Raw genomic sequence first — 13,458 nt, 5'->3', positions numbered from 1 at the left:
GCTCACTCGGCGAGGCCCACCACCAGCCAGATGAACGCCGCGCCGGCGACCGTGCACAGCAGGGTGGAGCGGGCGGGGTGCTCGTGGTGGGCCTCGGGGAGGATCTCGGCGGCGGCGAGGTAGAGCAGTACGCCGCCGAACAGGCCGAGATAGGCGCCGAGCACGCTCTCCGGGATGGAGAAGAGCAGCGTGGAGGCCGCGCCGGCCACCGGGGCCAGGGCGTCGGCGACCAGCATCGCGATCGCCCGGTGGCGGGCGTTCCCGTACAGGCTGGTCAGCGTGTAGGTGTTGAAGCCGTCCGCGAAGTCGTGGGCGATCACCGCCATGGCGACCGCCGCGCCCATGCCGCCGCCGATCTGGAAGGCGGCGCCGATCGCCACGCCGTCCATCGCGCTGTGCCCGACCATCGCGGCCGCGGCCGTCAGGCCGACCTCGGGGAACGCTGTCCGTGCTCGACCGCGCCGTGCGCGGCGCGGCGGGCGGCCAGCAGGTGTTCCCCCAGGTGGGCGAGGAGGAATCCGGCGACGAAGAGCAGCAGTGCCGCGGGCACGCCGAACACCTCGTCGCCCGCCGCGTCCAGCGCCTCCGGGAGCAGGTCGAGGCCGACCACGCCCAGCATCAGACCGCCGGCCAGGCCCAGGACCAGGTGCCGCCGGTCGGTCACGCGCTGTGCCGTCCAGCCACCGACCAGCGTCATCAGGAACGCGCCGAGCGCGACGAAGACCGCCATGGGCCCTTGCTATCCGATCAGGACGCGTTCACGCGCGCACGACAGCAGCAACCGCAGTAAATATGCGTAGGAGAGGACCGATTCCCATGGCTTCCGTGGCTCCCGAGGCTTCCGTGGCCGCCGCCCGCACCGGCCGGGTGACCTTCGTCGGTGCCGGTCCCGGCGCCGCCGACCTGCTGACGTTCCGCGCCGCGCGGGCCATCGCCGAGGCCGACGTGGTGATCTGGGCGGCGAGCCTGGTCCAGGCGGAGGTGCTCCAGCACGCGCGGGAGGGCGCGGAGGTGCTGGACTCGGCGACGATGTCGCTTGAGGACGTTGTCGCCGTCTACCGGCGGGCGCGGGCCGAGGGGCTGCGGGTGGCCCGCATCCACTCCGGCGACCCCGCCCTGTGGGGCGGCACCCAGGAGCAGCTGGACCGGTGCGCGGAGATCGGCATCGCGACCGAGATCGTGCCGGGGGTCTCCGCCTTCTCCGCGGTCGCCGCGCTGGCGCGGCGGGAGCTGACGATCCCGGAGGTGGCGCAGTCCGTGGTCCTCACCCGGCTGGGCGGCGGCAAGACGCCGATGCCGCCCGGGGAGGAGGTCCGCGAGTTCGCCAGGCACGGGACGACCATGGCGATCTTCCTGTCGGCGGCGCGCAGCGGCCAGCTGGTGCGGGAGCTGCTGGAGGGCGGCTATCCGACCGAGACGCCGGTCGTCGTCGCGTACCAGGCCACCTGGCCGGAGGAGCTGGTGGTGCGGTGCACGATCGGCACGCTGGAGGAGACGGTCAAGGAGCACAGGCTCTGGAAGCACACCCTGTTCCTGGTCGGTCCGGCCCTCGACGCGCACGGCACCCGCTCGCACCTGTACCACCCGGGGCACTTCCACGGCTATCGCAGGGCCGACCCCGAGGCGCGCCGGGAGCTGCGCACGCGGGGTGCGAGCACGTGATCACCGTGGTGGGCATGGGGGTGGGGGCGCCGCCCGCCGGGGATGTCGCCGCCGGTGCGGAGCTGGTCGTCGGCGGGCGGCGCCATCTGGACGCCGTGCGACTGCCGGAAGGGGCCGAGCGGGTCGTCCTCGGGGCGTTGGCGCCCGCGCTCGACACGGTCGCGGAGTACGTCGCCGAGGAGCGGCCGGTGGTCGTACTGGCCTCCGGCGACCCGGGGTTCTTCGGGATCGTGCGGGCGCTCGCGGAGCGGTTCGGGCCGCGGCTGCTCGACGTGCGGCCCGGTGTCTCCTCCGTCGCCGCCGCCTTCGCGCGGGTCGGGCTGCCGTGGGACGACGCCGTGGTGGCCAGCGCGCACGGGCGGGAGCTGCGGACGGCGGTGAACCTGTGCCGGTCCCACCCGAAGGTCGCCGTGCTGACGGGCCCCGGGGCGGGCCCCGCGGAACTGGGCGCCGCCCTGCGCACCGACCCGCGCGTACTCGTGGTCGCCCGCGCGCTGGGCTCCGCCGAGGAGCGCGTGGAACGGGTGACCCCCGCGGAGGCCGCCGGGCGTGACTGGGGCCCGGCGGTGAACGTGGTCCTCTGCCTGGCCGGGCCCAGGGCCCTGGGCCCGGCCACCACGATCGCGGGCGCACGGACCGGGACGGACGGGTGGAGCGGCTGGGCGTTGGCGGAAGGGGCGTTCGTTCATCGGGACTCGATGATCACCAAGTTCGAGGTGCGGGCGCTGGCGCTGGCGCGGCTCGGGCCCCGGCCCGGCGACCTGGTGTGGGACGTCGGCGCGGGCTCCGGCTCCGTGGCCGTGGAGTGCGCGCGGCTGGGCGCCGCCGTGACCGCCGTCGAGAAGACGCCGGACGGTGTGGAGCGGATCCGCGCCAACGCCGCCGCGCACAGCGTCGATGTCCGGGTGGTGCACGGGGCGGCGCCCGCGGCGCTGTCCGGCCTGGAGGACCCCGACGCCGTGTTCGTGGGCGGCGGCGGGCGTGAACTGCCGGCCGTTGTCGCGCGGTGCGCGCGGCAAACCCGGCGTGCCGTGGTCGTCGCGCTGGCCGCGCTCGACCGGGTGCCGGAGGTCCGCCGGACGCTGCTCGACGCCGGTCTCGAGTGCGACGGGGTGCTGCTGCAGTCGTCCCGGCTCGCGCCGCTGCCGGGTGACGTGACCCGGCTCGCCGCGGCCAATCCCGTCTTTCTGCTGTGGGGCGTCAGGCCCCGCGGCCGTACCGAAGGAGTGACCCAGTGATCGGCCTCATTTCCGCCACGGCGGCGGGAGCGGCGGCGCGGGACCGGCTGGCGGCGGCGTGGCCGGACCGCACGCGCGTGTACGAGGGTCCCGTCGCGGACGCCGTACGGGCCGCGTTCGCCGAGTGCGAGCGGCTCGTGTGCTTCCTGGCCACGGGGGCCGTGGTCCGGCTCGTGGCGCCGCTGCTGGACGACAAGCGGACCGACCCGGGTGTGGTGTGCGTCGACGAGGGCGGGCGGTTCGCCGTGTCGCTGGTCGGCGGGCACGGCGGCGGCGCCAACGAACTCGCCCGCGCGGTCGGCGAGGTGCTGGGCGCCGAGCCCGTGGTGACGACGGCGACGGACGCGGTCGGGCTGCCCGGCCTGGACACGCTCGGGCTGCCGGTGGAGGGCGATGTCGCCGGGGTGTCGCGGGCCCTGCTGGACGGCGAGCCGGTGGTCCTGCGGGCGGAGGTGGCGTGGCCGCTGCCGCCGCTGCCGGTCACGTCCGAGGCCACCGACGGCACCGACTACGCGTACACGGTCCGGCTGACCGACCGCCTCGTGGCGCCGGCCGGGCGTGAGGCCGTCCTGCGTCCGCCCTCCCTCGTCGTCGGGGTCGGCGCCTCCCGGGGCGCGCCGGTCGAGGAGGTGCTCGGGCTGGTCGAGGAGGCCCTGCGCGACGCCGGGCTGTCGGCGGCGTCGGTCGCCGAACTGGCCACCGTGGACGCCAAGGCGCGGGAGCCCGGGATCGTCGGGGCCGCCGAGCGGCTGGGCGTGCCCCTGGTGACGCACCCCGCGGGCGAGCTGGCGGGCGTCGCGGTGCCCAACCCCTCCGGCGCCCCGCTAGCGGCCGTGGGCACCCCCTCGGTCGCGGAGGCGGCGGCGCTGGTGGGCGGCGGTGAACTCCTCGTGCCCAAGCGCAAGTCGGCGGCGGTTCCGGCGATGGCGACCTGTGCCGTCGTACGGCGGCCCGGCCGCGGGCGGCTCGCGGTGGTGGGGCTCGGGCCGGGCGCCCGGGACCTGCTCACCCCGCGCGCGCTGGCCGAACTGCGGCGGGCCTCGGTGCTCGTGGGCCTCGACCAGTACGTCGACCAGATCCGCGACCTGCTGCGTCCGGGCACCCGCGTCCTGGAGTCGGGGCTCGGCGCGGAGGAGGAGCGGGCCAGGACGGCCGTCGAGGAGGCCCGGCGCGGGCACGCCGTCGCGCTGATCGGCAGCGGGGACGCCGGGGTGTACGCCATGGCCTCGCCCGCGCTTGCCGAGGCGTCCGACGACATCGACGTGGTCGGGGTGCCGGGCGTGACGGCGGCGCTGGCGGCCGGGGCGATCCTGGGCGCGCCGCTGGGTCACGACCACGTGTCGATCAGCCTGTCGGACCTGCACACGCCGTGGGAGGTCATCGAGCGGCGGGTGCGGGCGGCGGCCGAGGCGGACCTCGTGGTGACCTTCTACAACCCGCGCAGCCGGGGCCGGGACTGGCAGCTCCCCAAGGCGCTGGCGATCCTCGCGGAGCACCGGGAGCCTGCGACGCCGGTCGGTGTCGTGCGCAACGCGTCGCGCGCCGACGAGTCGAGCCTGCTGACCTCGCTCGCCGCTCTCGATCCGGCGGCGGTCGACATGATGACGGTCGTGACGGTGGGCAACACCGCGACCCGGGAGACGGCCGGGCGCATGGTGACCCCGCGCGGCTACCGCTGGCAGGAGGAGCCCGAGTGAACCGCGTCGTCCACCCCATCGAGCAGGAGTCCTTCCGGCGGCTGCGCGCCCGTCTCGACACCTCGCACTTCCCGCCGCTGACCCGGGCGGTGGTGGAGCGGGTGGTCCACTCCGCCGCCGACCCGGCGTACGCGTCCGACCTCGTGATGGCCGAGGGCGAGCTGGCGGGGGCGCACACCGCGCTGCACGCCGGGGCGCCCGTGGTCGTGGACGTGGAGATGGTCGCGGCCGGGATCACCCGCCGGGAGACCGTGTGCCGGCTGAGGGACGCCGTCGCGGGCCCCGGGCTGACCCGGTCGGCGCACGCGGTGCGGCTGGCCCACGAGCAGGTCGGGCCGGGCGCGCTGTGGGTGATCGGCTGTGCCCCGACCGCGCTGGAGGAGCTGCTCGCCCTGGACGCCTCGCCCGCGCTCGTCATCGGGCTGCCCGTCGGTTTCGTCGGGGCGGCCGAGTCGAAGGCGGCGCTGCGCGAGAGCGGGCTGCCCGCCGTGAGCAACGTGTCCGAGAAGGGCGGGTCGGCGGTCGCCGCCGCCGCGCTCAACGCCCTGCTGTACCACCCCGCTTCGGCGGAGAAACCCGAGGAGAAGCTGTGACCACCCCGCCCGCCCTGCTCATCGCCGGTCACGGCACCCGGGACGAGGCCGGCGCCGAGGCGTTCCGCGACTTCGTGCGCGAGCTGGGCCGCCGCCATCCCGAACTGCCCGTCGCGGGCGGCTTCATCGAGCTGTCCCCGCCGCCGCTGGGCGACGCGGTCACCGAGCTGGTCGGGCGCGGTGTGCGCCGGTTCGCCGCGGTGCCGCTGATGCTGGTGTCCGCCGGGCACGCCAAGGGCGACATCCCGGCGGCGCTGTCCCGCGAGAGGGAGCGCCACCCCGGCATCTCGTACACGTACGGGCGTCCGCTGGGTCCGCACCCCGCTCTGCTGCGGGTGCTGGAGCGGCGGCTGGCCGAGGCGGTCGACCCCTCGTGGGACCCGAGTGAGGTGACCGTGCTGCTGGTCGGGCGCGGGTCGACGGACCCGGACGCCAACGCCGAGGTGTTCAAGGCGGCGCGGCTGCTGTGGGAGGGGCGGGGGTACGCGGCCGTGGAGACGGCGTTCGTGTCGCTGGCGAAGCCGGACGTGCCGGGCGGCCTGGACCGGTGTGTGCGGCTGGGCGCGCGGCGGGTCGTGGTGCTGCCGTACTTCCTGTTCACCGGCGTCCTCCCGGACCGGGTCGGGCGCCAGAGCGAGGAGTGGGCCGCCGCGCATCCGGAGACCGGGGTGCGGTCGGCGGACGTGATCGGGCCGGAGCCGGAGCTGCTCGACCTGGTGTGGGAGCGCTACGAGGAGGCCGTCCGGGGCGATGTGCGGATGAACTGCGACTCGTGCGTGTACCGGATCGCGATGCCGGGCTTCGAGGGCAAGGTGGGGCTGCCGCAGCAGCCGCACTTCCACCCCGACGACGACGGCGACCACCACGGGCACCCTCACGGGCACGGACACGCGCACTCCCATGCGCACTGAGCCCGGGGCCGGGGGCCACGATCTGCGGCACCACGGGGACGCCGAGGTCCGCGACGAGGGCGCGGCGCTGGTGGACCTGGCGGTGAACGTCCGCGCGGACACCCCGCCGGCCTGGCTGCGCGCGCACCTCGCCGCCTCGCTCGGCTCCCTCGCCGCCTATCCGGACGGGCGGGCCGCGCGGGCGGCGGTGGCGGCCCGGCACGGGCTGCCGGTGGAGCGGGTGCTGCTGACGGCGGGCGCGGCGGAGGCGTTCGTGCTGCTGGCACGGGCGCTGAAGGTGCGCCGGCCCTTCGTGGTGCACCCCCAGTTCACAGAGCCGGAGGCGGCGCTGCGGGACGCGGGGCACACGGTCGACCGGGTGCTGCTGCGGGCGGCGGACGGCTTCCGGCTGGACCCGGCGGCCGTGCCGGAGGACGCCGACCTGGTGGTGGTCGGCAATCCGACCAACCCGACCTCGGTACTGCACCCGGCGGCGGCGCTCACCGAACTGGCCCGTCCCGGGCGGACCCTGGTCGTGGACGAGGCGTTCATGGACGCGGTGCCGGGCGAGCGGGAGGCGCTGGCCGGGCGCACGGACGTACCCGGGCTGGTCGTCCTGCGCAGCCTCACCAAGACGTGGGGCCTCGCGGGGCTGCGCGTCGGGTACGTGCTGGCGGCCCCGGAGACGATCGCGGACCTGGAGCGTGCCCAGCCGCTGTGGCCGGTGTCGACGCCCGCGCTGGCGGCCGCCGAGGCGTGCGTGGCGCCGCGGGCCCTGGCGGAGGCGGCCGGGGCCGCCCGCCGCGTGGCCGCGGACCGGGAGCTGCTCGTCGCAGGCCTGGCGGAGTTCGCCGGCGCCGGGCTGCGGGCCGTCGCCCCCGCCGAGGGCCCCTTCGTGCTCGTCCGCCTCCCCCACGCCGCCGCGGTGCGCCACCGGCTGCGCGGCCTCGGGTACGCGGTGCGGCGCGGGGACACCTTCCCGGGGCTGGACGAGCGGTGGCTGCGGCTGGCGGTACGGGACCGGGCCACGACGGACGGCTTCCTGGACGCGCTGGGCCGGGCGCTCGCGGAACGGGCCTGAGCGGCGTACGGCCCCGGCGGCGAGGGTCCGTCAGGGGGCGGCCGGCGGTGCGAAGAGCGCCTGGAGGGTTTCGGTGGCCAGGTCGCGCAGCCAGGCGTGGGCGCGGTCCTCGTCGTAGCGCCGGTGCCACAGCAGGTACAGCGGTATGGCGGGCATCCGGAACGGCAGGGGCAGGGTGACCAGGCCGAGCCGGTCGCGGGCCGCGCGGGTGACCGCGTCGGGGAGGCTGAGCACCAGGTCGGTCTCGGGGGCGAGTTGCAGTGCGAAGGCCGCGGTGGGCCCGGCGGCGACGACGCGGCGGGCGTGTCCGAGAGCGGCCAGGGCGTCGTCGACCGGGTCGCGCAGCCGGCCGCGCCGCGAGACGGTGAGGTGCTCTGCGGCGGCGTAGCGCTCCAGGGTCAGCGGGCCTTCGGTGAGCGGGTGGCCGGGGCGGACCGCGACGACGAGCTGATCGCGGCCGGCCAGGCGGTGGCGGATGTCCGGGAGGGCCGGCCGGCCGGTGCCGGATTCGAGGTCGACCTCGCCCCGTCGCAGCTCGGGCGTGTCCGTGCCGGACTCGGCCGGCAGGCGCAGCCGCACGCCCGGTGCCTGACGGCGGACGGCGGCGAACAGGTCCGGGCCGCAGGCGGCGGTCAGGGCGTCGTGCCAGCGCACGGTGAACACCCGCTCCAGAGCCGCCAGGTCGAGTTCCCGCTGCGCGGACAGAACTCGGTGGGCCTGCTGCACGAGGGCGTGGACCTCGGCGCGGAGGGCCAGCGCGCGGGGGGTGGGGACCATGCTGCGGCCGGTGCGGACCAGGATCTGGTCACCGGTGGCCTTGCGGATGCGGCCGAGGGAGCGGCTCATGGCCGGTGCGGTGACATGGAGCCGGGCCGCGGCGCCGGCGACGCTCCCCTCTTCGAGCAACGCGTCCAGAGCTGTGAGCAGATTCAGATCCAATTGCATGCGGGTAACTTTACAAGTGAGAAGCATGCACTTGTTGTTAATCGTCGGGCGCCCTAGGTTCGAGGTGCGGGAGCGGGACAACCCCCCGCAGCAGACCGAACCCCCTGGAGTTCCCCATGAGTTCAGCCATGCCTTTCGACGCCGACCCGACGTTCCTGTCCGCCGTGACGGCCGCGGTGCGCGACGCCGGACGGACACTGCTCGACCGCTGCACCCCGGACGCCCGGGGCGTGAGCCTGGACGAGGTCGTCGCCGAGATCCACGCCAACGACGACGCGGTGCTGGAGGTGCTGCGGGAACCGCTGCTGCGGGCCCGGCCCGGAGCGCAGTGGGCCGAGGACGAGCTGGCCGGCGGCGCGCTCCCGCCCGGGGAGTGGTGGGTCGCCGACCCGGCCGAGGGCAACATCAACCATGTGCACGCCATGTCGGAGTGGGCCGTCACCGCCACCCTTGTCAGCGACAACCGGCCGGTGCTCACCGTCGTCCACCTGCCGCTGAGCGGCGACACCTACACGGCCGTCGCGGGCGGCGGTGCCCGCCTCAACGACCGGCCCCTGAAGGTGTCCGCCAAGACCGACCTGGGCGCCGCGCTCGTCGGCACCGGGCAGGCCAAGCCGGGCGAGGCCGAGCACACCTTCCGGCGGATCGGCGAGTCGGTCACCGCGATGCTCTCCGGCGCGCTCGTGGTGCGCGTGTCGGTTCCCGCCACGATGCAGCTCATCCATGTCGCCGCCGGGCGCATGGACGCCTTCTACCAGTTCTCCGACGTCCGCTCCGGCCTGGTGGCCGGCGCCCTGCTGGTCTCCGAGGCCGGGGGCACCGTCACCGACCTGGCCGGCAAGCCCTGGAGCACGGCATCCCGGGACTTCCTGGCCGCCGCCCCCGGCGTCCACGGCGCCGCCCTCGACATCCTGGCGCCGATCGCCTGACCGCGCGGCGCCCCGCCCCGCCCCCCCGTTTCACCGCCCGACACCGCAAGGAGCATCACCTCATGACCAGCATCGGCATCCTGGGGGCCGGACGCGTCGGCGCCGGCCTCGCCCGCAAGCTCGCCGCGGCCGGACACCACGTCGTCCTCGGCCGCCGCAGCCCGCGGGAGCGGACCCCGGTGCCCGCCGAGGACATCGGCCCGCGCGTCTCCTTCGCCGACCAGCGCACCGCCGCCCGCACCGGGGACGTTGTGATCAACGCGACGCCCGGCGCCGGCGCCCTGGAACTCCTGAGCGGCCTGCGCGCCGAACTCACCGGGAAGATCCTCGTCGACGTCTCCAACGCCACCCGCGACATCGACGGGCTGCCCGGCGACCTGTGCTACCCCGGCAGCAGCCTCGCCGAACGGCTTCAGGCCGCCCTGCCGGACACCCGGGTGGTCAAGACCCTCAACACCATGCTGTTCATGGTCATGACCGCCCCGGACATCCTGGCCACCCCGCCGACCGTCTATGTCTCGGGCGACGACGAATCCGCGAAGAGCACCGTCACCGGGCTGCTGCGGGACCTGGGCTGGCAGCCCTCGTGGATCGAGGACCTCGGGGACGTCACCACGGCCCGCGCCACCGAGGCCATGATCCTGGTCGTCCCGCACGTCCTGCGCCGGCACGGCTTCCAGCCCTTCGCCGTCTCCCTCGCCCGCTGAGCCGGCTCCCGCCCGGAGCCGCGGGGCGGGAGCCGGCGCCGGGCGGGAAGGCCGCGGGCGAACCCGCCCGGCCGCTCGTGCCCTGCGGTCAGCCGCTCCTGCGGCGGCTCAGGAACAGGGCTCCGCCGCCCGCCAGGACCAGGGCGACGGCGCCCGCGGCCACGTACGGGGTCGCCGAGCTGCCGCCCGTCTCGGCCAGGTCGGCCTCGGCGCGGGCGCCCTGGGCCTTCACGTCGACCGCCGGTTCGGCGGCGGGCTCGGCGTCCTTCCCGGCCGGCGGCTTCTCGGCCTCGGCCGGCGGCTCGCCGGCCGCCTCGGCAGCGGGTTCCTCGGCCTTGGCCGGGGGCTGTCCGGCCTGGTCCGCCGGGGCCGAGGGCGACTCGCAGGTCGCCTCGGCCAGGGTCACGGTGCCGTCGACCTCGGCCACGTTCAGGTCGAGCGGGTTGACGGACACCTTGAGTTCGAGCGCGGTGGCGGCGGCCGTACGGGAGGTGGTCTGCGTCTTCGACAGGTCGAGCCTGACCTCTCCGACGCCGGGCACCTTCACCTCGGTGGGCCCGCCGGTGGTCAGCGTGACCTTCTTGCCGAGGACCTTCACGGTGCCCAGCAGATTGGCGTCGGCGACCGGCTGCTCGCCGGCCTCGCAGGTGGCCCGGGAGGTGACCTGCTGGACCTCGATCACCGACAGCAGCGGCAGGCCGGGCACGTGGATCCGGGCGCGGACCAGTTCGGTGCGGCCCTCGCTCTTCGCCGCGGTCGTCGTGGCGGCGGCGTCGGCCACGTCGGCGCGCAGGACGCTGAAGGGCCTGCCGCCGTCGACGCCGTCCAGCCGGGCGGTCAGCGCGGTCTTCCGGGCGCTCTCGGGTGCCTGCACCTCGTTGAGGGTGACCGCGAGCGGGACGTTCACGGTCTTGTTGAGCAGGGACACGTCGAGCCCGGTGCGCAGGACGGTGGCGCTCGCGCGGCCGTGGTCGTCGGTCGCGTGGACGGTGCCCGCGCCGGCCAGGGCCGCGGGACCCGCGGCCAGGGCCGTGGCCGCCGCGACGGTCACGAGGCGGCGTGCGGGCATGCGGAAGGTGTTGCCGTTCAAGGTGGTGGGACCCCCAGTAAGACATGCGTGCGGGACACGCATGAGCGACATGCTTGGGACCCGGAAAGAATGTCCCCGCGTCCGGCGAACCGTCAGCGATCTCGGGTCACTTCACCCCTTCGTGGGGTTTCCGCGAGTGTTTTCGAATCCCTCGGCACGGGCGTTCCCCGGCGTCACCCGGGTCGGCTAACCGACGACCCGTCCGTTGAGCACCACCCGGCGCGGAGCGACGAGCACGCGCACGTCCGCGCGCGGGTCCTCGTCGAACACCACCAGGTCGGCAGGCGCGCCCTCGTCCAGGCCCGGTCGGCCGAGCCACCGCCGGGCGGCCCAGGTCGCCGCCGCGAGGGCCTCGGCGGGCGGGATGCCCGCGGTGACCAGCTCGGCGACCTCCGCCCCGACGAGACCGTGGGCGAGGGAGCCGCCCGCGTCGGTGCCGACGAACACCGCGACGCCCGCGTCGTAGGCGTCGCGCACCGTCTCGTGGCGCCGGGCGTGCAGCCGGCGCATATGGGCCGACCAGCGCGGGAACCGGGACTCTCCGCCGTCGGCGAGCGCGGGGAAGGTGGCGATGTTGACGAGCGTGGGCACGATGGCGACGCCCCGTTCGGCGAAGAGCGGGATGGTGTCGTCCGTCAGCCCGGTGGCGTGCTCGACGCAGTCGATGCCGGCCTCGACCAGATCGCGCAGGGAGTCCTCGGCGAAGCAGTGCGCGGTGACGCGGGCGCCCAGCCGGTGCGCCTCGGCGATCGCCGCCCGCACGGCGCCGCGCGGCCAGCAGGCGGACAGGTCGCCGAGGTCGCGGTCGATCCAGTCGCCGACCAGCTTGACCCAGCCGTCGCCGCGCCTGGCCTCCTGGCCGACGTACGCGACGAGGTCCTCGGGCTCGATCTCCCAGGCGTAGTTACGGATGTAGCGGCGGGTGCGGGCGATGTGCCGGCCCGCGCGGATGATCTTCGGGAGGTCCTCGCGGTCGTCGATCCAGCGGGTGTCGGAGGGCGAGCCCGCGTCGCGGATCAGCAGGGTGCCGACCTCCCGGTCGGTGAGCGCCTGCTTCTCGGCGACGTTGTCGGGGACCGCGCCGTGCCGGTCGAGGCCGACGTGGCAGTGCGCGTCGACCAGTCCGGGCAGCGCCCAGCCCTCGACGGTGCGGACGTTGGGGGCGTTCACGGGCCGGTCGTACGAGATCCGGCCGTCGACGACCCACACCTCGTCGCGGACCTCCTGCGGTCCGACGAGCACCCGACCCTTCACGTGCAGCACCGTGTGATCGCTCATGCCCCGCACCCTAAACGGTGACCGGACAGGCGTACGAGGTGGAAGCGAGGATTCCGGGCGTGGGGGTGTCGCAACGGACGGACTCCGGCGCGAGTGCCGGCGAGGGCCGTGGTTACTCTCGACTCCGTACGTTCCGTACGCCGGCCCGTGAGTGAAGAGAGCACCACCGTGACCCATCCCTTCCTGGACCTCGCCCCGCTGAGCGCCGGCCGTTTCGCCGCCGTCGAGGACCGGGTCGCGCGGCTGCTCGGCACCGGGCAGGATGTCGTGATCATGCAGGGTGAGGCCCTGCTGCCGCTGGAGGGCGCGATCCGCGCCGCCGCCGGTCCAGGCACCGTCGCGCTGAACGTCGTCACGGGGCCCTACGGGCAGACGTTCGGGAACTGGCTGCGGGACTGCGGCGCGAGCGTGCACGACATCGCGGTGCCCTTCCACGCGGCCGTCTCCGCCGAGCAGGTCCGTGCGGCCTTCGCCGAGCACCCGGAGATCGACTTCGTGTCCCTGGTGCACGCCGAGGCGGCGACAGGGAACACCAACCCGGTCGCGGAGGTCGGTGAGGTGGTGCGGGCGCACGGCGCGCTGTTCTACCTGGACGCCGTGGCCTCCGTGGGCGCCGAGCCGGTGCTGCCGGACGAGTGGGGCGTGGACCTGTGCGTCATCGGCGCGCAGAAGGCGATGGGCGGTCCGGCCGGTGTGTCCGCGGTGTCGGTGAGCGAGCGGGCGTGGGCGCGGATGGCGGCGAACCCGCGGGCACCGCGCCGCTCGTACCTGTCCCTGCTGGACTGGAAGGAGCGCTGGATCGACGGCGGGCGCAAGGTGCTGCCGCACGCGCCGGCGCAGTTGGAGATGCTCGCGCTGGAGGCGTGCGTGGAGCGCATCGAGGCGGAGGGCGTCGACGCGGTGATGGCGCGGCACGCGGCGGCCGCGGCGGCCACCCGGGCCGGCGCGCCGGCGCTGGGCGGCGGTCTTGAGCCGTACGTGCACGAGGCCCGGGACGCGGCGCCGGTCGCGACGACGCTCAGGACGCCGTCGGACGTGGACGCCGCCGCGCTGGTGGCCCGCGCCCTGGAGTCCGACCCGGCGCTGCCGCTGGCCGCGGGCGGCGGCGCGCTGGCCGCCGAGATGATCCGGGTCAACCACTACGGTCCGAACGCGACCCGCGGGGCCGTGCAGGGGGCCCTGGCGGCACTGGGTGCCGCGCTGGCGGAGAAGGGGCTGAAGGCCGATCTGGAGGCCGCCCGGCGGGCCGTCGAGGAGGCCTGGGAGCGGCCGGCCCGACCAGGCCTTTCGGAAGAGTGAATTCGAAGTAATTCCTGAATCTCACACAAACAGAATTAAGGAATTTCCT

Annotated in this window: 12 protein-coding genes and 1 pseudogene; 9 read left to right on the top strand and 4 right to left on the bottom strand. The window is 75.5% G+C overall.

All coding sequences use genetic code 11. The features are described 5' to 3' along the window. Positions 1 to 2: 2 nt before the first annotated feature. Positions 3 to 730, bottom strand: a pseudogene (locus tag AC4IHM_RS25725) (ZIP family metal transporter). Between the two features lie 113 nt (positions 731 to 843). On the opposite strand from AC4IHM_RS25725, the gene cobM reads away from it, so the two are divergent. Genes cobM through cobC form a run of 6 tightly spaced genes read left to right on the top strand, consistent with a single transcriptional unit; the run spans position 844 to position 7,161 of the window. Next, complete coding sequence (gene cobM, locus AC4IHM_RS25720; protein ID WP_490870934.1) at positions 844 to 1,662, top strand: precorrin-4 C(11)-methyltransferase; 819 nt, start codon at positions 844 to 846, stop codon at positions 1,660 to 1,662. Beyond that, complete coding sequence (gene cbiE / locus AC4IHM_RS25715; RefSeq protein ID WP_490869369.1) at positions 1,659 to 2,900, top strand: precorrin-6y C5,15-methyltransferase (decarboxylating) subunit CbiE; 1,242 nt, start codon at positions 1,659 to 1,661, stop codon at positions 2,898 to 2,900. The genes cobM and cbiE overlap by 4 nt, the downstream gene beginning before the upstream one ends. Beyond that, positions 2,897 to 4,597 (top strand): precorrin-3B C(17)-methyltransferase, encoded by a 1,701-nt coding sequence (cobJ, locus tag AC4IHM_RS25710; protein WP_490869368.1) that lies wholly within the window; start codon positions 2,897 to 2,899, stop codon positions 4,595 to 4,597. The genes cbiE and cobJ overlap by 4 nt, the downstream gene beginning before the upstream one ends. Continuing rightward, complete coding sequence (locus AC4IHM_RS25705) at positions 4,594 to 5,190, top strand: precorrin-8X methylmutase (protein WP_490869367.1); 597 nt, start codon at positions 4,594 to 4,596, stop codon at positions 5,188 to 5,190. The genes cobJ and AC4IHM_RS25705 overlap by 4 nt, the downstream gene beginning before the upstream one ends. Further along, entirely contained in the window at positions 5,187 to 6,101 is a 915-nt protein-coding gene (locus AC4IHM_RS25700) for a sirohydrochlorin chelatase (RefSeq protein WP_490869366.1), read from the top strand. Before AC4IHM_RS25705 ends, AC4IHM_RS25700 begins: the two co-directional genes overlap by 4 nt. Next, on the top strand, positions 6,091 to 7,161 hold the full coding sequence (gene cobC / locus AC4IHM_RS25695) for an Rv2231c family histidinol phosphate aminotransferase CobC (protein ID WP_490869365.1): 1,071 nt from the start codon (positions 6,091 to 6,093) through the stop codon (positions 7,159 to 7,161). The genes AC4IHM_RS25700 and cobC overlap by 11 nt, the downstream gene beginning before the upstream one ends. Positions 7,162 to 7,191: 30 nt before the next feature. On the opposite strand, the gene AC4IHM_RS25690 is transcribed toward cobC, so the two are convergent. Then, positions 7,192 to 8,106 (bottom strand): LysR family transcriptional regulator, encoded by a 915-nt coding sequence (locus AC4IHM_RS25690; RefSeq protein WP_490869364.1) that lies wholly within the window; start codon positions 8,104 to 8,106, stop codon positions 7,192 to 7,194. 116 nt (positions 8,107 to 8,222) lie between these two features. On the opposite strand from AC4IHM_RS25690, the gene AC4IHM_RS25685 reads away from it, so the two are divergent. After that, on the top strand, positions 8,223 to 9,035 hold the full coding sequence (locus tag AC4IHM_RS25685) for an inositol monophosphatase family protein (RefSeq protein ID WP_490869363.1): 813 nt from the start codon (positions 8,223 to 8,225) through the stop codon (positions 9,033 to 9,035). Between the two features lie 62 nt (positions 9,036 to 9,097). Further along, on the top strand, positions 9,098 to 9,742 hold the full coding sequence (locus AC4IHM_RS25680) for an NADPH-dependent F420 reductase (RefSeq protein ID WP_490869362.1): 645 nt from the start codon (positions 9,098 to 9,100) through the stop codon (positions 9,740 to 9,742). Positions 9,743 to 9,830: 88 nt separating this feature from the next. Here the strand turns inward: AC4IHM_RS25680 and AC4IHM_RS25675 are convergent, their stop codons facing one another. Together AC4IHM_RS25675 and AC4IHM_RS25670 are read right to left on the bottom strand one after the other, a co-directional pair. Then, a complete protein-coding gene (locus tag AC4IHM_RS25675) occupies positions 9,831 to 10,832 on the bottom strand; it encodes an SCO1860 family LAETG-anchored protein (protein ID WP_490869361.1) in 1,002 nt (333 codons plus the stop codon). Positions 10,833 to 11,018: 186 nt separating this feature from the next. After that, on the bottom strand, positions 11,019 to 12,110 hold the full coding sequence (locus AC4IHM_RS25670) for an amidohydrolase family protein (protein WP_490869360.1): 1,092 nt from the start codon (positions 12,108 to 12,110) through the stop codon (positions 11,019 to 11,021). Between the two features lie 168 nt (positions 12,111 to 12,278). Between AC4IHM_RS25670 and AC4IHM_RS25665 the strand changes: the two genes are divergently transcribed. Further along, positions 12,279 to 13,409 (top strand): pyridoxal-phosphate-dependent aminotransferase family protein, encoded by a 1,131-nt coding sequence (locus tag AC4IHM_RS25665; protein WP_490870933.1) that lies wholly within the window; start codon positions 12,279 to 12,281, stop codon positions 13,407 to 13,409. Positions 13,410 to 13,458 lie beyond the last annotated feature (49 nt).

This window comes from Streptomyces sp. SL06 (assembly GCF_058244745.1).
Note: the sequence above shows the minus strand (reverse complement) of the source record. Positions and strands in the feature narration are given on the sequence as shown.